This is a genomic window from Pseudomonas sp. P9_2, assembly GCF_034008255.1.
GTDB lineage: Bacteria > Pseudomonadota > Gammaproteobacteria > Pseudomonadales > Pseudomonadaceae > Aquipseudomonas > Aquipseudomonas synxantha_A.
This window is the reverse complement of the sequence record NZ_CP125376.1, coordinates 591,611-612,003: the sequence shown is the minus strand read 5'-3', so window position 1 is coordinate 612,003 and position 20,393 is coordinate 591,611. Positions and strand designations below refer to the sequence as shown.

Genomic DNA, 20,393 nt, shown 5'->3' with positions numbered 1-20,393 from the left:
CGCGATGAGGCCACCAGCTACACCAGAAAACTGGAGGGCTTAGATCAGCGGCTCATCCGGCTTCTTGTTCTTCCAGCCATCATTGCCCGGCAGCAACAGGTTCAAACCAATCGCCACCACGGCACACAGGGCGATGCCCTTGAGGCCGAAATCGTCCGGGCCGGTGCCGGTGCCGACCAGCACACCGCCAATCCCGAATACCAGGGTTACCGACACAATCACCAGGTTGCGTGCTTCACCCAGGTCGATCCTGTGGCGAATCAGCGTGTTCATCCCCACCGCAGCAATCGAGCCGAACAGCAGGCACAGAATCCCGCCCATCACCGGCACGGGGATGCTCTGCAGCAGTGCGCCGAACTTGCCGATAAACGCCAGGCTGATAGCAAACACTGCCGCCCAGGTCATGATTTTCGGGTTGTAGTTCTTGGTCAGCATCACTGCGCCGGTCACCTCGGCGTAGGTGGTGTTCGGCGGGCCGCCAAACATGCCGGCAGCCGTAGTGGCGATACCGTCACCCAGCAAGGTGCGGTGCAGGCCGGGCTTTTTCAGGTAGTCGCGACCGGTCACGCTGCCCACCGCAATCACACCGCCGATATGTTCGATCGCCGGGGCCAGGGCCACCGGGACGATAAACAGGATCGCCTGCCAGTTGAACTCTGGCGCGGTAAAGTGGGGCAGGGCGAACCACGGCGCAGCCGCGATCTTTGCCGTGTCGACCACGCCAAAGTAGAACGACATGGCAAAACCCACCAGTACGCCGGAGATGATCGGCACCAGGCGGAAAATGCCTTTGCCGAACACGGCCACGATCAAGGTGGTCAGCAGTGCGGGCATCGAGATCAGCATCGCCGTCTGGTAATGGATCAACTCGGCTCCGTCGCCGGACTTGCCCATGGCCATATTGGCGGCAATCGGTGCCATGGCCAGGCCGATGGAAATAATCACCGGGCCGATCACCACTGGCGGCAACAGCCGGTCGATAAAGCCGGTGCCCTTGACCTTCACGGCCAGGCCCAGGAACGTATAGACGAAACCGGCCGCCATCACCCCGCCCATGGTCGCCGCCAGGCCGAATTGGCCTTTGGCGAGGATGATCGGGGTGATAAACGCGAAGCTCGATGCCAAAAATACCGGCACCTGCCGCCCTGTCACCACCTGGAACAACAATGTGCCCAGGCCGGCGGTGAACAGTGCGACGTTTGGATCAAGACCTGTGATCAGCGGCATCAACACCAGCGCGCCAAATGCTACGAAGAGCATCTGTGCGCCAGACAGGATCTGGCGCCAAAGCGGGTCGTTGAATTCATCCTGCATGTTCACGCGTCCTTCTGCTTGGTGCCGAAGATCTTGTCACCGGCATCGCCAAGGCCTGGGATGATGTAGCCGTGTTCATTCAGGCGCTCATCAATGGATGCGGTGTAGATCTGCACATCCGGATGGGCTTTCTCGACGGCGGCGATGCCTTCGGGCGCGGCCACCAGCACCATGGCACGGATGTCCCGGCAGCCGGCTTTTTTCAGCAGGTCGATGGTCGCGACCATGGAGCTACCGGTGGCGAGCATCGGGTCGATGATCATGGCCAGGCGCTCGTTGATTTCCGGAACGAGCTTCTCCAGGTAGGTGTGGGCCTGCAGTGTTTCTTCATTGCGGGCAACGCCCACGGCGCTGACCTTGGCGCCCGGGATCAGGCTGAGTACACCTTCGAGCATGCCGATACCGGCGCGCAGGATAGGGACGACGGTAATTTTCTTACCGGCGATTTTTTCCACTTGTACGGGACCGGCCCAACCGGGGATCTCGTAGGTTTCCAGGGGTAAATCCTTGGTGGCTTCGTAAGTCAGCAGCGCTCCGACTTCCTGAGCAAGCTCACGGAAATTCTTCGTGCTAATGTCGGCACGGCGCATAAGGCCGAGTTTGTGTCGGATCAGCGGGTGGCGGATCTCGCGAGTGGGCATGGGAAAGGCTCCGGCGGCGGGCAAAAAAACCGGCCTAGATTAATCTATCCGAGAGTGTTGTCCTATAGACATCAAGTACGTTAGTCCATAAAGGCTTGATTGGAGCGCACGAGAAGCGTACCTTCGCCCGCTTTTCTTGCCACAGCACCCCCTTGGAGAGCGCCATGTCTGCTGATCTCGAGCATATCCGTCAAATCATGCACGAGGCTGACTGCCTGTACACCGAAGCGCAGGTCGAAGCAGCAATCGCCAAGGTCGGCGAGCACATCACCCGCGAAATGGCCGACACCAACCCGGTGGTCTTTTGTGTGATGAACGGTGGCCTGATCTTCGCCGGTAAATTGCTCACCCACCTGCAATTCCCACTGGAAGCCTCTTACCTGCACGCCACCCGTTATCGCAACGAAACCAGCGGCGGCGATCTGTTCTGGAAGGCCAAGCCGGAAGTTTCGTTCATTGACCGCGATGTGCTGATCATCGATGACATCCTCGATGAAGGTCATACCCTGGGCGCGATCATCGATTTCTGCAAACATGCCGGCGCGCGCAAAGTGCATACCGCTGTGCTGATCGACAAAGACCACGACCGCAAAGCCCGTCCTGAATTGAAAGCCGATTTTGTTGGGCTGCCGTGCGTCGACCGCTATATCTTCGGGTATGGCATGGACTACAAAGGCTACTGGCGTAACGCCAATGGCATCTTTGCCGTTAAAGGAATGTAATCGATGGCCCGCTTTCTTGATCAGACCCTGTTTGCCGAATTGGCCGAGAAAGCGGCCGCCAGCCCCCGTGGGCGTCAGAACGTCAACTTCCATGAGATGCAAGAGCCTTGTCATCGCATGGCGGTCGGCTTGCAACCCAGCACCTATGTGCAGCCTCATCGTCACCTGAGCGCTGATAAAGCTGAAACTCTGCTGGTGCTCAAGGGGCGCTTGGGAATCTTGATTTTCAGCGAGGTCGGCGAGCTACTCAGCAAGCGTGTGTTGCAAGCCGGCGGAGAGTGCCAGGGCGTAGACCTTTCGCCAGGTGTTTTTCATAGCCTGGTGGTGCTGGAGCCGGACAGCGTGATGTTTGAATGCAAGGCTGGCCCTTACCGTCCTGTTGGCGAAGGTGAGCTGGCAAGCTGGGCGCCCCGTGAAGGCGAGGCGGGTATGGCGGAGTATCACCGCTGGATGCTTGCCCAGTTCGATTGAGCCCCTCCCACATCCTGCGTCGCGCAGGTAGACTTCAAACCCCGTGTAAATGTCTGCAGGCTGGAGTCGGTAATGCGTAAAGATAAGAAACAGGTGATTGGTGACGAGATCGGTGACGACCAAATCAAGTTGTTCCTAGACTTCGAGCCGGTTGATGCGACTTCGCCGTCCCTGCACAAACTGATCAAGGCCTATCGCGGCCTGCGTATCGACGACTTCGAGCGTTTCCTGGGCTTTTTCCAAGAAGCAGGCCTGGACCTGGATGGCCAGGACGAGCATGGCCAGACCTTCGTTGATCTGATCAAGGACCAGCGCAACGCCGCTGAATACATCGAGCTGATCGACAAAGCACGCGGCTGATTATCCGAGCCACAAAAAAACGCCCCGAGGGGCGTTTTTTTTTGCATTCAAACCTTAAGCGTAGCTTTGGGCTTCGTTGCTTTGCTCCACCAGCTCAAGGCTGATGTTGTTCTGCGTGTTGATCTTGCGATACAGCTCGGCATCCGTCTCCAGGACCTTTTCCCGCGCCGGGAAGATCTCGTGCAGCTTGCTCGCCCATTCACCGGCAGCCTTCTGCGGGAAGCAGCGTTCAATCAGCTCCAGCATGATCGATACGGTCACCGAGGCACCCGGAGATGCGCCCAGCAGCGCCGCGAGCGAACCGTCCTTGGCCGCCACCAGCTCGGTGCCGAATTGCAGCACGCCGCCTTTCTTCGGGTCTTTCTTGATGATCTGCACCCGCTGGCCGGCCACTTCCAGGCGCCAGTCTTCGGCTTTCGCCTCGGGGTAGAAGCGACGCAGGGATTCCAGGCGCTGCTCCATGGATTGGCGCACTTCGCTGACCAGGTACTTGGTCAGGTCCATGTTGTCGCGGGCCACGGCCAGCATCGGGCCAATATTGCCAGCGCGAATCGACATCGGCAGGTCAAGGAACGAGCCGTGCTTGAGGAACTTGGTGGTAAAGCCTGCGTATGGCCCGAACAACAGCGACTTCTTGCCATCCACCACGCGGGTGTCCAGGTGCGGCACGGACATGGGCGGCGAACCCACGGCAGCCTGGCTATAGACCTTGGCCTGGTGCTGTTTGACCACTTCAGGGTTGTCGCAACGCAGCCACTGGCCACTGACCGGGAAACCGCCGAAGCCTTTGCTTTCTTCGATGCCCGAGGCTTGCAGCAGCGGCAGGGCCGCACCACCGGCGCCGAGGAACACGAACTTGGCGTCCACCTCGCGGCTGTTGCCGCTGTTGACGTCCTTGATGCTCACGGTCCAGCCGGCGCCGTTACGCTTGAGGCCGGTGACGCGCTTGCAGTATTTGACCTGGGCATCAGGCGAACTGGTCAGGTGGCTGAGCAACTGATTGGTCAGGGCGCCGAAGTTGACGTCGGTGCCGTTCATCACGCGGGTCGCGGCGATTTTTTCGTCAAGCGGGCGGCCCGGCATCATCAGCGGCATCCACTCGGCCATTTCGCTGCGGTCTTCGGTGTAGTGCATGTCCGAAAACGCGTGGTGCTGGCTGAGGGTCTCAAAGCGTTTCTTGAGGAAGGAAACGCCTTTGTCGCCCTGCACGAAGCTCAGGTGCGGGACCGGGCTGATGAACGACTTGGACGAGCCAAAGGTGCCCTTCTTGGTCAGGTACGCCCAGAACTGTTTCGACACCTCGAACTGGGTGTTGATGTGCACGGCTTTCTTGATGTCGATGGAGCCATCGGCGGCCTGTGGCGTGTAGTTCAGCTCACACAGCCCGGCGTGGCCGGTACCGGCGTTGTTCCACGGGTTGGAACTCTCCGCGGCACCCGAATCCATCAGCTCAACGACTTCCAGCTTGAGGCCGGGGTCGAGCTCCTTGAGCAGTACGGCCAGGGTGGCACTCATGATGCCGGCCCCTACCAGAACTACGTCGACTGCTTCGTTATGCGCCATTTAACGCGTCTCCAAAATCTGCAGCACCAAATTGACGGCATGGCTGCCAGGAGTGACGGGGCGGTTCACGTGTTGCCCCAGGTTACCCATGGCCAGGATCGCCATGTCCGTTTCGCAATTCTTTGCAACTTCAGCACACGCTTCCTGCCGGGCTAATCTGCCTATGAACGCATTCATGGGCGCCTGTGGCAATTCGACTTATGGTCAAAGCGTGCGATTCGTGCAACCAATCCGTAGCGGACAGGCTCAAGCTCCGGTTTTTGAGGAAGGCTCGATCCTGTGTAATTGGGCTGCCCCAGACGCTGATGGTGCTTGTACAAACGCCAAACTATTCATTTGCTCGCCACACTCTTGTGAAGTTGTGAAAACCCGTTTTTTCACGCTCTTTTGAAGACGTGAACCTCAAAAAAGGGCTGCCCCAGCCTGGCACCTGGCCCGTAAACCTCTGCCGACATGCGGCAAAACGGGCAAACAACACAAGTGGCCGAGCGCAATGGCAGCTCTGGCAGATCCGATAAAGGCGGGGTGGTTTGCAAAGGAAACAGCAAGCACGCCAGCTTCACTTGATCTGTGTGGGCGGCTCTCTGTGGGCGATTTTGGGGCTAATGCCTGGGCATTAACGATGCTGCGGGGCCCGATCAGGAGACGTCCTTATAATCGGGGGGAGATTGTAGCGAAGAACGCCAAGGAAATGGGCGTGTTTTATGACTTTTATTCGGGTCCCGGTCAGGAGGCCAACGCTTGCCGGTGTTGTGCGCGAAAAACCTGCGGCTTGACCCGGGCGCTGGCCGGCAGAGGGCGGTGCATCCAGCCCAGATGAGTCTCGGTCACTTCCACCCAGCCTTCACCGACGGGCGGCAGGCTGCATTGCTTGAATGCCTGGCAATGGCCCTGGGCGTCGAGCAGGGCGAAGTGGCGGTGACGGGTGTGTGACATGAACAGTGTCTTGAGAAGGCGCATGGCTGTGTACCTGGTGTGTTACATGCTTGAAGATTGCCAGTGTGGCATGACACTGCGGTGACCAATTTATGCGAATTTGTAATTTGCCCATGGCTTCAGCCACCGTTCAGGATTGCTGGTGAGTGGCGTGCGTGCACCGTTATACTGGCGACCTGTCTGCACCTAGTCCTGGAGAAATGAGTATGTTGCAACGCCTGTTGTTCGGTTTGATCACTGTGACCAGTTTGACCCTGGTTGGCTGCGCCAACAGCCCGCAACAACTCAGCCCGCAACCTAAAGTCACCGCGCCGTTGGCTGCGGTAGGCCATGGCCAGGCGGTGTCGGTACGTGTGGTCGACGGTCGTCCGTCGCCAACCCTGGGCTCGCGTGGCGGCCTGTATCCGGAGACTGCGCTGATTTCGGTAACCGGTCAGGATGTGCTGCCCAAACTGCAGGCCCAGGCTGAAGCCGCTGTGCGCTTGCTGGGCTTTACACCGACCAACTCGCCAGGTGTGCCGCAACTGACCGTGACCCTGGCCGAGCTGAAGTACCAGTCGCCCAAAGAGGGGCTGTATGTGACCGAAGCCTCCATCGGTGCGACCTTCAAGTCTGACGTCAGCGCCGGTACCCGTCGCTACAGTGGCCGCTACGCCGCATCGCTGAACCAGCGCTTCGGCATGTCGCCCAACCAGGAAACCAACACCAAGCTGGTCAGCGATGTGCTCAGCGATGCCTTGACCCGCCTGTTCAAGGATCCAAGCATCGGCCAGTTGCTCAGTTCGCAATAAACCGTGCACAAAAAACCGGGCTCAGTGATGAGCCCGGTTTTTTTATGCCCGTGGTTTGGTCATGCCGCCGTATCGACATAGAAGTCCAGCACACTCACGCCGGTGAGCAAATCCAGTTCCGGCAAGTCCGCATGTTGGTGGCCGCCGAGCGCGCAATACACCAGCCAGTGGCGATCCTGGACGTTGAACGCAAGGCTGCCGACCAGCGCCTCTTGCTCATCGTTTGGGGCGATCAGATACAGCCGATCCTGGTTTTGCGCGTGCAACATGACTAGCTCCTCAAGCATCGAAGGGCAACAGAGTGACTTGTTAAGGTGACGTTCAGGTGACGCTGTAAATTACTGGATACATTAGCCGTCAACGGAGAAGGAGCATTAAAGGCGCAGGAGGCGACTATCGTTCAGGTTGGTATCTGGACTGATATCCGAATACTGATTCGCCGAGGTTTGCGATGGCGCTGCTCATCAATGCTGTTGCCCTGTTGGTTGCCTGCTCGGGCGCCTTGGTGCTGTTCATCACCCGCCTGCACGCGCAACGTGCGATGGCCGAACTCGCCATGCGTAGCGAAGAGCGCGCGATTGATCAGCCGATGCTTTTTCTGGAAACGCACACTGAACGGGCGCATCGTCAGGCTTACCGTGTGGGGTTCGGCTGCCTTGGCCTGGCCCTGGCCGCCTCCTGGTTCAGCACCCATTTCTAATTCCACTGCAAAACCAAATGTGGGAGCGGGCTTGCCCGCGAAGGCGGTGTATCAGCCACTGAATCTTTAACTGAACCACCGCTCTCGCAGGCGAGCCAGCTCCCACACTGGCCATGTACTGCCCGTAGAATCAGCGCCTGCCACATATCCCCTGTAGGGTCACATATTACAGAGGGATCCCGGCCTTTACGCGGTATTGATTGCGTACCGGCGTCGCATACTGCACCACCAGATAAGGCCGGTGTTCGGCCGGGCATTCGTTCAGGCGCCGCTCCCATTCAGCTTTCGCCTTGGCCAACTCATCGGCCGGGAATACTTCGGCGGCTTTAGGCACTTGCAACTGCGGATCAGCATCATCCCACTGTGCGTACGCCAGGTAATGCACCGGAAACAAGCGGTAGCCACCGAGGATCTGCCGATCCATTTCCACTGCCAGCAGCTTGGTATCTTCGAAGCGCTCGGTAATCGGCGGCGCAAAGTTCACGTGCACGCGGCCCTTGTAGCCGGTGATACCCAGGGCGATGCTCACGTCGTCCTCGCCCGGCGCCTTGGTGTAGGTGCCGGTGGTGGCGCGGATATACAGCTCGCGGGCCTTGGCGGCATCGCAAGGGTCGTACTCGTAGCTGATGGACACCGGCGTCAGGTTCAGCGACTGGATGACCTCGGCAAACGGCTCGTCCTTGCGGCTGACGTGGAACATCTTGAGAATCGCCGATTCGGTACGGTCATCGCCATCCTTGGCCCGGCCTTCAGCCTGGGCGATCCAGATCGACTGGCAGTCGTTGCGGATCGAATGGTTGATATAGGCCGACAGCAGGTTGTAGGCCGCCATCTTCTCCTTTCGCCCGGTGATCGAACGGTGCACGATGAAGCTCTTGTTCAGGCGCATCAGGTCGCTGACAAACGGCTTTTGCAGCAGGTTGTCACCAATGGCGATGCGTGGCGTCGGCAGGCCGGCGTGGTACACGGCATAGTTGACGAAGGCCGGGTCCATCACGATGTCGCGGTGGTTGGCCAGAAACAGGTAGGCGGTGCCGGATTTGAGCTGCTCGACGCCGGTGTAGGTCACGCCGTCGGTCGCCCGGTCAATCGTGTGGTCAACGTAGTATTCGACTTTGTCTTGCAGCGTCGCCACGGTGGTGACGCCGGCAAACTCACGGCGCAATTTACGCGCGATCATCGGCTTGAGCAACCAGCCCAGGGCGCCGGCAAAGCGCGGGAAGCGAAAGTGGGTCAGGATGTCCAGAAAGGCCTTGTCACTGAACAGACGCGCCAGCACTGCCGGGACTTCGCTGTCGTTGTAAGGTCGGATGGTATCGAATTCGCCCATCATGCTCTCTTGTTAGAAACGGCTAGGGTAAGTAAAGGAAATAGCAGGGGCGGCGTGAGTAAACTGGCTCTGCCGGAAATAGCCCTGTAAATAGACCGGCGATTATACGCACAAGTCACCTTGGAGACTGCGATGCTGGAAACTGCGATGTACGATTGTCCTTATTGTGGCGAAGTGGTCGAGACAACAGTGGATTTGTCTGGCGGGGACCAGACCTATATAGAAGACTGCCAGGTGTGTTGCCGGCCGATCACGTTCGACCTGCAAGTGCATGGTGACGAGTGGATGCTCGAAACCCGCAGCGAAAATGAATGATGCGTAGCGAAAACGAATAACAGGTACGCCCATGCAGCGAATCTATGAGCCGGAAAACCTGATGGAAGGCGAGCTGTTGCAACAGATGCTGGCCAGTGAGGGCATCGAAGCGCACTTGATGGGCCGCCACTTGCTCGGTGGTACCGGCGAGTTGCCGATCTTCGGCTTGCTGGGGTTGGAGGTCGATAATGATCAGGCGGCGTACGCCCGCGAGCTGATCACGGCCTATATCGGCGCGCAACCCTTGCCCGGCGACGAACCCGACAACTTCCCCGACGTATTGGTCTGTTAGGCTGTCGGTCGGTTTACCCCAAGAGTCGTGTTGCCCCATGTGTGGACGTTATGCCCTGTTTCGCTGGAACCCTGCCTTTGCTGCCTTGCCCGGCTTCCCCGCCGACCAGCAGGCCCAGTGGAACATTTCCCCCAATGATTCGGTGCTGATCCAGCGCCTGAGCGAAGGCCAGCTCACCCTGGCGCGTGCCCGTTGGGGGCTGACGCCGCCCTGGCTGACGGATCTTTCCCGTACTCCGGCCCATGCCCGCGCCGAAACGCTCGCCGAGCAACCGATGTTCCGCGAGGCATTCCGCCAGCGCCGCTGCCTGTTGCCAGCCAACGGTTTCTACGAATGGCGCGGTACCCAGCGCAAGCGCCCGTATTGGTTGACGCCGGGGGAGGGCTCCACCCTGTTTTTTGCTGCGATCTGGGAAGCGTATCCCGTGCAGGAGCAGGTGTGGCTGAGCACCGCCGTGGTCACCCAGGCAGCGCAAAGCCAACGTCGGCCGTTGATTCTTGATGCGGCGGGGCAAGCCGCCTGGCTCGACCCCGAGACGCCGTTGCATGTGCTGCAGGGGCTGCTGGCCGGTGAGCCCAGCGCTTTACGTGAGCGCGTGCTGGCCAATATGGTCAATGATCCCAAGCTCAATGGGCCGGAGTGCCTGACCCCGGCTTGAGCCTGCACTGTGGGATGTATCCGAAATTCAGCGGTTAAATGTCTGATGTATCTGGCGCCAATACAAACGACCGCCTACGATACGCGCCATGTTTTCAGGGAGCGTGTTCATGAAGAAGTCATTGGCGGTAAGCGGTTTGGTTGCAGCGATGTTGCTGGCGGGTTGCCAGTCGGTCAACACGACCAGCGGCGGTGCTGTTGGGGTTGAGCGCAAGCAATACATGTTCAGCATGTTGTCGAGCCAGGAAGTCGACCAGATGTACGCCCAGTCTTACCAGCAGACCCTGGGTGAAGCCAGTGGCAAAGGCGTTCTGGACAAGACCAGCGCCAACGCCAAGCGTGTGCAGGCCATCGCCAAGCGCCTGATCGCCCAGGCGCCGACCTTTCGCGCAGATGCCGCCCAGTGGAACTGGGAAGTGAACCTGATCAAAAGCGACGAGATGAATGCCAACTGCGGGCCTGGCGGCAAGATCCTGGTGTACAGCGCGCTGATCGACAACCTCAAGCTCACCGATGACGAGTTGGCTGCGGTGATGGGCCATGAAATCGCCCACGCCCTGCGTGAGCACGGTCGTGAAGCGATGTCCAAGGCGTACGGTATTGAAATGGCCAAGCAGGGCGCTGGTGCAATATTCGGTCTCGGCCAGGACAGCCTGGCACTGGCCGATACCGTGGCCAACTATGGCATGACCTTGCCCAACAGCCGCAGCAACGAAAACGAAGCCGACCTGATCGGCCTGGAGCTTTCGGCGCGTGCCGGCTACAACCCGAACGCCGCGATTACCTTGTGGAACAAAATGGCCAAGGCTTCCGAAGGCGCGCCGCCGGAATTCATGAGTACTCACCCGGCTTCCGACAGCCGCATCGCGTCGCTGCAGGCGGCAATTCCAAAGGTAATGCCGCTGTACCAACAGGCCAAAAAATCCTGATGGACGCCGTGTAGGAGCGAGCAAGCTCGCTCCTACAGGCATCAGGGCCAACCATCCCTGGTGTTCGGTTTAGATCCAGCCACTGCTTTGCATGGCTTTGTACACCGCCACAATCGCCAGTACAAAGAACGCTGTGGCCGCCAATCGACGAATCAAGGTCAGCGGCAGTTTCTCCGCCGCGAAATTCCCCGCCAGAACCACCGGTACGTTGGCAATCAACATACCCAGCGTGGTGCCGATAATCACCAGCCACAACTCCGGATACTGCGCTGCCAGCATCACCGTGGCGATCTGGGTCTTGTCACCGATTTCCGCAAGGAAGAACGCAATCAGCGTGGTCAGAAATGGCCCGAACTTGCGTGTGGTACTGGCTTCGTCATCATCGAGTTTGTCCGGCACCAGTGTCCAGAGTGCCGTGGCACAGAAGCTTGCCGCGAGGATCCAGTGCAGCACCGCATCCGAGAAGAAACTCCCGAACCAGGCGCCCACGGCACCGGCGGCCGCATGGTTGGCCAGGGTTGCGGCGACAATGCCGGCAATGATCGGCCAGGGTTTGCGAAAGCGGGCAGCAAGAATGAGCGCGAGTAGCTGCGTCTTGTCGCCGATTTCGGCCAAGGCAACGATTGCGGTAGGAACGAGTAGTGAATCCAGCATCAGGTAGTTTCCAGGGGCGGGTCGACACGGCTATGACACGTACAGCCTTCCCGCCCCGGGTAAGGTGTGCGTGTCATAGGTCTTGTCAAACCCCGGTCCGTCTGTGCGGACTCCTGGGTCGCATACGCCATGATCTGCTGACCAAGTATGTTGACGTATGCCGGACGAGCGTGTGGCTCGTGGGAGACTACTCCCCTAGGACGCTGCGGATTCTGCCTAGGCAAAACCCATTCGGCAAGCCTTCTTTTTCAAACGGCCGTCAGGGGCGCTTGGCGCGGTAGATGCGAAAACCATTGCCTTCAGCCTTGATTGCGCAGATACCCAGATGCTCTTCGATCAGCGGCTGATACTTCAGGAAGCTGTTGGCAACCAAACGCAGTTCGCCACCTTTTGCCAGATGTTTGGCTGCTTTTCGCAGCAGGTTTTCAGTGGCGAAGTAATCGGTATGCACCCCGACATGGAACGGCGGGTTGCTCAAAATCGCGTTTAGCCCCATTGGCGCGGCATCGATTCCATCCCCGGTCAGTACCTCGGCTTCCAGGCCGTTCGCCGCCAACGTCAGCCGACTGCTGGCAGCTGCGAAGGCATCCACATCCAGCATTGTCACGGTGTTATGCGGGTAGCGACGCTTGACCGCAGCCCCCAGTACCCCGGCGCCGCAACCGAAATCGAGCAGATGCCCGCTGGGCAGCTTGTCCAGGTGCTCCAGCAGCAACTCGGTGCCGCGGTCCAGGCGGCCATGGCTGAACACTCCCGGCAAGCTCACCACCTTCAGCGGGCCTTCGGCCAGTGGTACATCGAAGACCTGTGCCAGGCTCTCCAGTTCGACCGCTTGCGGGGCGTTGGCGACGGTGACTTGCCATAGCTGGCAATGCCGCGCGTTATCCAGCTTGCGCGGCTTGCCGAAGGGGGTCATCTGCTTGGCAGCGCTTTCGATACCACCTTTTTTCTCACCCACCAAAAACAGCTCGGCGCCAGGCAGGCGAGCGGCCACGGCGTTGAGCAGGTAGTCGGTGAGGTCCTTGGACTTGGGCAGGAAGATCACCGCGGCATCGAAGGCACGCTCGGGCACATTCACCCCGAACTGGCTGCGCTCGGGAAACCGTGCATCAAGCGCGGCCTGGTCGCCGGCGTGCCAGCACCAGCCATGGGCGTTGGGCAAGCGCCCGAGCAAATCGTCGGCAGGCAAACCTGCCAGCAGCAGGTTGCCTTGAAAAAGTTCGGCCTGACGAAGCAGTACTTCACTGCGCGGATCCATGGTCTGCTCCTTGAAAAGGGGCGCAGTTTATCAACTGACGACGCGCAGCGGGGCACCGCTGAAAAAGCCTCGGGCGTTTTCCGTCAATTGGCCGACGATGCGTTGCCGCGCTTCGCGACTGCCCCAGGCATTGTGGGGCGTGACAATCAACCGAGGAATATCGCCGGCCAGCAGCGGGTTACCATTGATCGGCGGCTCCACACTCAACACGTCGGTCGCCGCGCCGCCCAGATGACCACTGCGCAACGCGTCCGCCAACGCCTGTTCGTTGATCAAGCCACCACGGGCGGTGTTGACGATAAACGCGCCGGGCTTGAGCAGCGCCAGTTCACGGGCGCCGATAAAGTCGCGGGTGTGTTCATTGAGCGGGCAATGCAAGGTCAGCGCATCGACCTGGGCCAGCAGTTGATCCAGTGGCACGCGGTCGGCGCGGGCAGGGCGCCCGGGAATCGCGCCGAGTACCACGCGCATGCCGAAGGCTTCGGCCAGGCGCGCCACCGCGCTGCCCAGTTCGCCATGGCCGAGCAGGCCGAGGGTTTTGCCTTCCAGCTCGACAATTGGATGGTCCAGCAGACAGAACTGCCTGGCCTGCTGCCATTTGCCGGCGGCCACATCCTGTTGGTAGTCCTTCAAGCGCGTGGCGAGGTTGAGCAGCAGCATGATCGTGTGCTGGGCCACCGACGGCGTGCCGTAACCCTGGCAGTTGCTCACGGTGATGCCGTGGGCGCGGGCGGCTTCAAGGTCGATATTGTTGGTGCCGGTGGCTGAAACCAGGATCAGCTTGAGCTCGGGGCACGCCGCCAGGGTTTGCGCGGTGAGCGGTATTTTGTTGCTGATCGCGACTTGAGCGCCCTGCAAGCGTTCCAGCACATTCTGTGGCGTAGTCTGCTCAAACAGCTGCAACTGGCTGAAGCAGTCGCGCAAACCGCTGAGGTCGAGGTCGCCCAAGTCCAGCGAAGGGTGGTCGAGGAAGACGGCGCGGCGATTGTTCATGATCAACTGTACCTTTTGCGACGAGGTTCGAAGGCGTAATCTTCCGAGCCTATCAGATGAAATAATCAGTTACTTAATGGAGTGAGCATGTACGTCGCCGAGTTTTTGACCGTAGCCTTGATTCACTTGTTGGCGGTGGCCAGCCCCGGCCCGGATTTCGCCGTGGTGGTCCGTGAGAGCGTGACCCACGGTCGCCGCGCCGGCACCTGGACGGCCCTGGGCGTCGGCACGGCGATTTTCGTGCATGTGGGTTACTCGTTGCTGGGGATCGGTTTGATCGTGTCCCAGTCCATCGTGTTGTTCAATGCGCTCAAATGGGCCGCAGCAGCGTACCTGCTGTATATCGGCTTCAAGGCCCTGCGTGCGCAGCCGGCCAAGCCCGCCGCCGAGGGCGAGTTGCACCGCGAAGCGGGCGAGCGCACTCCACGCGGCGCGTTTACCGCAGGCTTTGTGACCAATGGCTTGAACCCCAAGGCCACGCTGTTCTTCCTGTCGCTGTTCACTGTTGTGATCAACCCTCACACGCCGCTGGCGGTACAAGCCGGTTATGGCGTGTACCTTGCGGTGGCGACGGCCTTGTGGTTTTGCCTGGTGGCCATGTTGTTCAGCCAGCAACGCGTGCGGGCCGGGTTTGCGCGGATGGGGCATTGGTTTGATCGGACCATGGGTGCGGTGTTGATTGCCATCGGGGTGAAGCTGGCCTTTACCAGCATGAAGTAACCTCGGTTTCTCGTGAACTTTTTCCAAATGTGGGAGGGGGCTTACTCCCGATAGCGGTGGATCAGCCAGCAAATACAGTGGCTGATGCCCAGCAATCGGGAGCAAGCCCCCTCCCACAGTGGTCTTCCATAAGCCGCAGATACTGGCGCAAAGCTAGCATTTGCTGAGTTCCGCAAATCATTCCTTTGGCTGATTTGGTTGAAACATAAGCCCTCTACAGTGCAGGTCTTCAAGCCAAGACCGTGCAGTCATTAAAGGGATTCGTATGTTGCAGACCCGTGTTATCCCGCCCGCCGAAGGTGCGTACCAATACCCGCTGCTGATCAAGCGCCTGTTGATGTCCGGGACTCGCTACGAGAAGACCCGGGAAATTATCTACCGCGACAAGCTGCGCTACACCTACCCGACGCTGATCGAGCGCGTTGCGCGCCTGGCCAATGTGCTGACCGAAGCCGGGGTCAAGGCTGGTGATACCGTGGCGGTGATGGATTGGGACAGCCACCGTTACCTGGAATGCATGTTCGCCATTCCGATGATCGGCGCGGTGATCCACACCATCAATGTGCGCCTGTCGCCGGAACAGATTCTCTACACCATGAACCACGCCGAAGACCGCTTCGTGCTGGTCAACAGTGAGTTCGTGGGGCTCTATCAGGCGATTGCCGGGCAGCTCACCACCGTCGACAAGACCCTGTTGATTACCGATGGTGACACCCACACCGCCGAACTACCCAATCTGGTCGGTGAGTACGAAACCCTGCTGGCCGCCGCCAGCCCCCAGTACGACTTCCAGGACTTCGACGAAAACTCCGTCGCCACCACCTTCTACACCACCGGCACCACCGGTAACCCCAAAGGGGTGTATTTCACCCATCGCCAGTTGGTGCTGCACACCATTGGTGTGGCGACCATCATGGGCAGCGTCGACAGCGTGCGTCTGTTGGGCACCAACGATGTGTATATGCCGATCACACCGATGTTCCACGTACACGCCTGGGGCCTGCCCTATGTGGCGACCATGCTCGGCTTGAAGCAGGTCTACCCCGGGCGCTATGACCCCGAATACCTGGTGCAGCTGTGGCGCAAGGAGAAGGTCACGTTCTCCCATTGCGTGCCGACCATCCTGCAAATGGTGCTCAACGCCAAGGCTGCCCAGGGTGTGGATTTTGGTGGGTGGAAAATCGTCATTGGTGGCAGCGCGCTCAACCGCTCGCTGTACGAAGCCGCCAAGGCCCGCGGCATTCAATTGACCGCCGCGTATGGCATGTCCGAGACCGGGCCGCTGGTGTCGTGCGCACACCTCAATGAAGAGCTGATGGCCGGCAGCGAAGACGAACGCACCACCTATCGCATCAAGGCCGGTGTGCCTGGGCCGTTGGTGGAGGCGGCAATCATGGACACCGACGGCAACTTTCTTCCCGCCGACGGCGAAACCCAGGGCGAACTGGTGTTGCGCGCGCCCTGGCTGACCGAGGGTTATTACAACGAACCGCAAAAGGGCGCCGAACTGTGGGCCGGCGGCTGGATGCACACCGGCGACGTTGCCACCCTGGACGCGTTTGGTGTGATCGATATCCGTGATCGCATCAAGGATGTGATCAAGACCGGTGGGGAATGGATCTCGTCCCTGGCCCTCGAAGACCTGGTCAGCCGCCACCCGGCGGTACGCGAGGTAGCGGTGGTGGGCATCGCCGATCCGCAATGGGGCGAGCGCCCCTTTGCCTTGCTGGTGGTGCATGAGGGCCAAGTGATTGGGGCGCGGGAGCTCAAGGAGCACCTCAAGCCTTACGTTGAACTGGGGCATTTGAGCAAGTGGGCGATTCCGAGCCAGATCGCCGTTGTTACTGAAATTCCCAAGACCAGCGTAGGCAAGCTCGACAAAAAACGTATCCGTATCGACATCATCGAATGGCAGGCCAACAACAGCACCTTCCTGTCTACGCTTTGACGCCCCTCGCCGCGCCCTTTCGGGCGCGGCGCTGCTCTATCTCAAGCCTCTACTTGTGATTTGCCGAATTTCAGCCATCCTTCCCGCGTCGACCTTCGTCGGCGTGGCGAAAGGGTTGTGGCAGACAGGTTGGTGATGCAAATCACACTTTAGAGGGATCAAGCACTACCCCCCTCTGGCTATAGTCCCTTTCAGAGTTTTTCGCGGATGTTGCGCATCGAGCCAGGGAGGCTTGGTTGCGTTTCGGCATTGGAATCGTTGTATCCCGGCCGTTACATCTGAAGAAAGGGCTCACTGCCATAACAATAAAATATGCACATGGAGTAGCGTCGATGACCCAAGTAAACCAGTTCTGGCGCCGGGCAAGACTGCCCCTGGCCGTCAGTCTCGCTTCTACGCTCGCCGGGCCTGCATTCGGCGTCAGTTTCAACATCGGTGAAATCGAAGGGAGCTTTGACTCCTCGCTTTCGGTGGGTGCGAGTTGGTCTACGGCCAAGCCCAATCGTGATCTGATCGGCGCCAACAATGGCGGCAAGGGCCTGTCCCAGACTTCCGATGACGGTCACTTGAACTTCAAGCGCGGCGAGACGTTCTCGAAGATCTTCAAGGGTATTCATGACCTGGAACTGAAGTACGGCGACACCGGCGTGTTTGTGCGCGGCAAGTACTGGTACGACTTTGAACTCAAGGACGAGAGCCGTCAGTTCAAGGACATCAGCGACAACAACCGCAAGGAAGGCGCCAAGTCTTCTGGCGGTCAGATTCTCGATGCGTTCGTCTACCACAACTACTCGATTGCCGATGCGCCGGGTTCCGTGCGTTTTGGCAAGCAGGTCGTGAGCTGGGGCGAAAGTACCTTCATCGGCGGCGGCATCAACTCCATCAACCCTATCGACGTGTCGGCGTTTCGTCGCCCGGGTGCCGAGATCAAGGAGGGCCTGATTCCGGTCAACATGTTCTACGTGTCCCAGACGCTCACCGACAACCTGTCGGCCGAAGCGTTCTACCAATTGGAATGGGACCAGACCGTCACTGATAACTGCGGCACTTTCTTCTCCCAGCCAGACGTGATCTCCGATGGTTGCAGCAATAACCTGCGGGTGTTGAACAAGCGCTCGACCATTCCCGCTGCGGCACTGCCGACCCTGGGTGCCCTGGGCGTGGACGTGAACAGCGAAGGCGTGCTGGTGCGCCGTGGGCCGGACCGTGATGCACGGGACAGCGGCCAGTTCGGCGTGGCCATGCACTACAACTTCGAACCGCTGGACACCGAGTTCGGCGCCTACTTCATGAACTACCACAGCCGTGCGCCGATCTTCAGTGCACAGGGTGCGCCGTCTGCGGCCTATACCCGTCCACTGGGCCCGCTGGGGGCACTGCGTCCACTGATCGTGGCGGGCAGTTCGAACTACTTCGTCGAGTACCCGGAAGATATTCGTCTCTACGGCTTGAGCTTCTCCACCACGCTGCCTACCGGCACCGCCTGGAGTGGCGAGTTGAGCTATCGGCCGAATGCGCCGGTGCAGTTGAGCACCACCGACATTCTGTATGCCGGTGTCACGCCGATCCCTGGTTTTGGCAATGCTTCGGTACTCAAGGGCTCGCCGGGCCAGGACCTGCATGGCTACAACCGCAAGGAAGTCACCCAGTTCCAGACCACCTTTACGCACTTCTTCGACCAGGTGATGGGCGCCAGTCGCCTGACCACGGTCGGTGAAATCGGTGTGACCCATGTGGGTGGCCTGGAAAGCAAGTCCCAGGCTCGCTATGGTCGCGATCCGGTGTTCGGCCCAGGCACCTTGCCGGGTGGCTTCTGCGCCGCGCTGAACAACTCCACCGCCAACGGCGCCGGGCTGCCCAACGCTGCCGGCCTGAACACCAACTGCAACAACGACGGCTACACCACTGCAACGTCCTGGGGCTACCGCGCCCGTGCCATCTGGGAATACCCGGACGTGTTCGCTGGCGTGAACCTCAAGCCCAACGTGGCCTGGTCCCATGACGTCAAAGGTTACTCGCCAGGTCCTGGCGGCAACTTTGAAGAGGGTCGCAAGGCGGTCAGCCTTGGCCTGGATGCCGAATACCAGAACACCTACACCGCGAGCCTGGCGTACACCAACTTCTTTGGTGGCAAGTTCAGCACCGTGGATGACCGCGACTTTGTCGCCTTGAGCTTCGGCGCCAACTTCTAAGCACACTCTTTTCAAGTGGCATGTATTCAGGAAGACCAGAGTATGAAAATAACTAAAAGTCTGTTGCACGTCGGTGTGCTTGGGCTGTCGATCCTGGCGAGCAACGTCATGGCGGCAGTCTCGGCGGATGAAGCTGCCAAGCTCGGTACGACCCTGACCCCGATGGGCGCCGAGATGGCGGGCAACGCGGCCGGCACCATCCCAAAATGGTCACCCCTGCCAACCAACGCCGGCGCCGTGGATGCCCGTGGCTTCCTGGCCAACCCATATGCCAGCGAACAACCGCAATTCACCATCACCGCGCAGAACGTCGAACAGTACAAAGACAAGCTGGCTCCAGGGCAGTACGCGATGTTCAAGCGTTACCCGGACAGCTTCAAGATGCCGGTCTACCCGACTCATCGCGGGGCCACGGTGCCGGCTGACGTGTTCGCCGCCATCAAGAAAAACGCCACCACTACCAACCTGGTGTCCGGCGGCAACGGTCTGGAAAACTTCGAGACCGCCGTGCCGTTCCCGATTCCCAAAACCGGCGTTGAAGTCATCTGGAACCACATCACCCGTTATCGCGGCGGCAGCGTAACCCGTCTGGTCACCCAGGCCACGCCGCAAACCAACGGTTCCTACAGCCTGGTGTACTTCCGCGATCAGTTTGTGTTCCGCGACAAGATGAAGGATTTCGATCCGAAAAACCCGGGCAACATCCTGTTCTACTTCAAGCAGCAAGTCACCGCGCCAGCGCGTCTGGCCGGTGGTGTACTGCTGGTGCACGAAACCCTGGACCAGGTCAAGGAACCGCGTTCGGCGTGGGTCTACAACGCCGGCCAGCGCCGTGTGCGCCGGGCCCCGCAAGTGTCCTATGACGGGCCGGGTACTGCTGCCGATGGCCTGCGCACCTCCGACAACCTCGACATGTACAACGGTGCGCCGGATCGCTACGACTGGAAGCTGGAAGGCAAGAAAGAAATCTACATCGCCTCCAACAGCTACAAGATCGACGATCCGAAGCTCAAGTACGCCGACATCATCAAGGCCGGCCACATCAACCAGGACCTGGCGCGCTACGAGCTGCGCCGCGTCTGGCACGTGGTCGCCACCTTGAAGGAAGGCCAGCGCCACATCTACGCCAAGCGTGACTTCTTCATCGACGAAGACACCTGGCAAGCGGCGGTGATCGACCACTACGACGGCCGTGGCCAACTGTGGCGCGTTGCCGAAGCCCATGCCGAGAACTACTACGACAAGCAAGTGCCGTGGTACGCCCTGGAAACCCTGTACGACCTGCAGTCCGGCCGCTACCTGGCCCTGGGCATGAAGAACGAAGAGAAACAGGCTTATGACTTCGGCTTCACCGCCACCACCAGCGACTTCACCCCAGCGGCCCTGCGTCAGGACGGTGTTCGCTAACCAACACTAGTGCACCCCTGTGGGAGGGGGCTTGCCCCCGATAGCGGTCTGACAGTCGATGGATACATTGGCTGATCCACCGCCATCGGGAGCAAGCCCCCTCCCACTTTTTGTGTGTGCTGTTTGTAGGGATATTTCTTGTCGCAGTTCTTTTTCAGCCAATTGTTGCAAAGATCTACAATCCCGCCGCTTTTACCGCT

Annotated in this window: 22 protein-coding genes and 1 riboswitch; of the genes, 13 read left to right on the top strand and 9 right to left on the bottom strand. The window is 59.7% G+C overall.

Annotated elements, in window-relative coordinates; genetic code table 11:
* Window positions 1-39: 39 nt before the first annotated feature.
* A complete protein-coding gene (locus QMK52_RS02605; protein WP_005784866.1) occupies window positions 40-1,314 on the bottom strand; it encodes a uracil-xanthine permease family protein in 1,275 nt (424 codons plus the stop codon).
* A 2-nt stretch (window positions 1,315-1,316) separates the two neighbouring features.
* Window positions 1,317-1,955, bottom strand: coding sequence for a uracil phosphoribosyltransferase (gene upp, locus QMK52_RS02600; RefSeq protein WP_003188608.1), 639 nt, complete (start codon window positions 1,953-1,955; stop codon window positions 1,317-1,319).
* Window positions 1,956-2,119: 164 nt separating this feature from the next.
* Between upp and QMK52_RS02595 the strand changes: the two genes are divergently transcribed.
* From QMK52_RS02595 to QMK52_RS02585, 3 genes are all read left to right on the top strand, one after another.
* A complete protein-coding gene (locus QMK52_RS02595) occupies window positions 2,120-2,677 on the top strand; it encodes a hypoxanthine-guanine phosphoribosyltransferase (protein WP_005784869.1) in 558 nt (185 codons plus the stop codon).
* 3 nt (window positions 2,678-2,680) lie between these two features.
* Complete coding sequence (locus QMK52_RS02590) at window positions 2,681-3,148, top strand: WbuC family cupin fold metalloprotein (RefSeq protein ID WP_194440138.1); 468 nt, start codon at window positions 2,681-2,683, stop codon at window positions 3,146-3,148.
* Between the two features lie 72 nt (window positions 3,149-3,220).
* Complete coding sequence (locus QMK52_RS02585) at window positions 3,221-3,508, top strand: PA4642 family protein (RefSeq protein WP_005784873.1); 288 nt, start codon at window positions 3,221-3,223, stop codon at window positions 3,506-3,508.
* Window positions 3,509-3,562: 54 nt separating this feature from the next.
* Here QMK52_RS02585 and mqo read toward each other — a convergent pair whose 3' ends face one another.
* Window positions 3,563-5,071 carry a malate dehydrogenase (quinone) gene (gene mqo, locus QMK52_RS02580; protein ID WP_005784875.1) on the bottom strand — a complete coding sequence of 503 codons (1,509 nt, stop codon included), beginning with the start codon at window positions 5,069-5,071 and terminating at the stop codon, window positions 3,563-3,565.
* A gap of 726 nt (window positions 5,072-5,797) precedes the next feature.
* The gene (locus QMK52_RS02575; protein ID WP_005784877.1) at window positions 5,798-6,031 is read right to left on the bottom strand and encodes a hypothetical protein; all 234 of its coding nucleotides are present in this window, start codon (window positions 6,029-6,031) and stop codon (window positions 5,798-5,800) included.
* A gap of 182 nt (window positions 6,032-6,213) precedes the next feature.
* On the opposite strand from QMK52_RS02575, the gene QMK52_RS02570 reads away from it, so the two are divergent.
* On the top strand, window positions 6,214-6,798 hold the full coding sequence (locus QMK52_RS02570) for a YajG family lipoprotein (RefSeq protein ID WP_005784879.1): 585 nt from the start codon (window positions 6,214-6,216) through the stop codon (window positions 6,796-6,798).
* 59 nt (window positions 6,799-6,857) lie between these two features.
* Here QMK52_RS02570 and QMK52_RS02565 read toward each other — a convergent pair whose 3' ends face one another.
* On the bottom strand, window positions 6,858-7,067 hold the full coding sequence (locus tag QMK52_RS02565) for a hypothetical protein (RefSeq protein WP_005784881.1): 210 nt from the start codon (window positions 7,065-7,067) through the stop codon (window positions 6,858-6,860).
* Window positions 7,068-7,249: 182 nt separating this feature from the next.
* Here QMK52_RS02565 and QMK52_RS02560 point away from each other — a divergent pair, with 182 nt between their 5' ends.
* On the top strand, window positions 7,250-7,498 hold the full coding sequence (locus tag QMK52_RS02560; protein ID WP_005784883.1) for a hypothetical protein: 249 nt from the start codon (window positions 7,250-7,252) through the stop codon (window positions 7,496-7,498).
* Window positions 7,499-7,664: 166 nt separating this feature from the next.
* Here QMK52_RS02560 and QMK52_RS02555 read toward each other — a convergent pair whose 3' ends face one another.
* Window positions 7,665-8,828 carry a 1-acyl-sn-glycerol-3-phosphate acyltransferase gene (locus tag QMK52_RS02555; protein WP_194440139.1) on the bottom strand — a complete coding sequence of 388 codons (1,164 nt, stop codon included), beginning with the start codon at window positions 8,826-8,828 and terminating at the stop codon, window positions 7,665-7,667.
* Window positions 8,829-8,960: 132 nt separating this feature from the next.
* Here QMK52_RS02555 and QMK52_RS02550 point away from each other — a divergent pair, with 132 nt between their 5' ends.
* The 4 genes from QMK52_RS02550 to QMK52_RS02535 all read left to right on the top strand — a co-directional run bounded on the left by QMK52_RS02550 (window position 8,961) and on the right by QMK52_RS02535 (window position 11,021).
* A complete protein-coding gene (locus tag QMK52_RS02550) occupies window positions 8,961-9,143 on the top strand; it encodes a CPXCG motif-containing cysteine-rich protein (protein WP_005784887.1) in 183 nt (60 codons plus the stop codon).
* Between the two features lie 31 nt (window positions 9,144-9,174).
* Entirely contained in the window at window positions 9,175-9,435 is a 261-nt protein-coding gene (locus QMK52_RS02545) for a putative signal transducing protein (protein WP_005784889.1), read from the top strand.
* 37 nt (window positions 9,436-9,472) lie between these two features.
* On the top strand, window positions 9,473-10,093 hold the full coding sequence (locus QMK52_RS02540; protein WP_005784892.1) for an SOS response-associated peptidase: 621 nt from the start codon (window positions 9,473-9,475) through the stop codon (window positions 10,091-10,093).
* A gap of 109 nt (window positions 10,094-10,202) precedes the next feature.
* Window positions 10,203-11,021, top strand: a complete 819-nt coding sequence (locus tag QMK52_RS02535; RefSeq protein ID WP_005784894.1) for a M48 family metallopeptidase — start codon at window positions 10,203-10,205, stop codon at window positions 11,019-11,021.
* Window positions 11,022-11,090: 69 nt separating this feature from the next.
* Here QMK52_RS02535 and QMK52_RS02530 read toward each other — a convergent pair whose 3' ends face one another.
* The 3 genes from QMK52_RS02530 to QMK52_RS02520 all read right to left on the bottom strand — a co-directional run bounded on the left by QMK52_RS02530 (window position 11,091) and on the right by QMK52_RS02520 (window position 13,926).
* A complete protein-coding gene (locus QMK52_RS02530; protein ID WP_005784895.1) occupies window positions 11,091-11,675 on the bottom strand; it encodes a TMEM165/GDT1 family protein in 585 nt (194 codons plus the stop codon).
* 88 nt (window positions 11,676-11,763) lie between these two features.
* Window positions 11,764-11,883, bottom strand: a riboswitch (yybP-ykoY riboswitch).
* A 51-nt stretch (window positions 11,884-11,934) separates the two neighbouring features.
* Window positions 11,935-12,933 carry a class I SAM-dependent methyltransferase gene (locus QMK52_RS02525; RefSeq protein WP_005784897.1) on the bottom strand — a complete coding sequence of 333 codons (999 nt, stop codon included), beginning with the start codon at window positions 12,931-12,933 and terminating at the stop codon, window positions 11,935-11,937.
* A 30-nt stretch (window positions 12,934-12,963) separates the two neighbouring features.
* Window positions 12,964-13,926, bottom strand: coding sequence for a 2-hydroxyacid dehydrogenase (locus tag QMK52_RS02520; protein ID WP_005784899.1), 963 nt, complete (start codon window positions 13,924-13,926; stop codon window positions 12,964-12,966).
* Window positions 13,927-14,013: 87 nt separating this feature from the next.
* On the opposite strand from QMK52_RS02520, the gene QMK52_RS02515 reads away from it, so the two are divergent.
* From QMK52_RS02515 to QMK52_RS02500, 4 genes are all read left to right on the top strand, one after another.
* On the top strand, window positions 14,014-14,646 hold the full coding sequence (locus QMK52_RS02515; protein ID WP_005784901.1) for a LysE family translocator: 633 nt from the start codon (window positions 14,014-14,016) through the stop codon (window positions 14,644-14,646).
* Window positions 14,647-14,911: 265 nt separating this feature from the next.
* Window positions 14,912-16,594 carry a fatty acid--CoA ligase gene (locus QMK52_RS02510; RefSeq protein WP_005784903.1) on the top strand — a complete coding sequence of 561 codons (1,683 nt, stop codon included), beginning with the start codon at window positions 14,912-14,914 and terminating at the stop codon, window positions 16,592-16,594.
* Between the two features lie 332 nt (window positions 16,595-16,926).
* Window positions 16,927-18,786 carry a DUF1302 domain-containing protein gene (locus tag QMK52_RS02505; protein WP_320403791.1) on the top strand — a complete coding sequence of 620 codons (1,860 nt, stop codon included), beginning with the start codon at window positions 16,927-16,929 and terminating at the stop codon, window positions 18,784-18,786.
* Between the two features lie 42 nt (window positions 18,787-18,828).
* On the top strand, window positions 18,829-20,193 hold the full coding sequence (locus QMK52_RS02500; RefSeq protein ID WP_005784906.1) for a DUF1329 domain-containing protein: 1,365 nt from the start codon (window positions 18,829-18,831) through the stop codon (window positions 20,191-20,193).
* The last annotated feature ends 200 nt before the right edge of the window (window positions 20,194-20,393 follow it).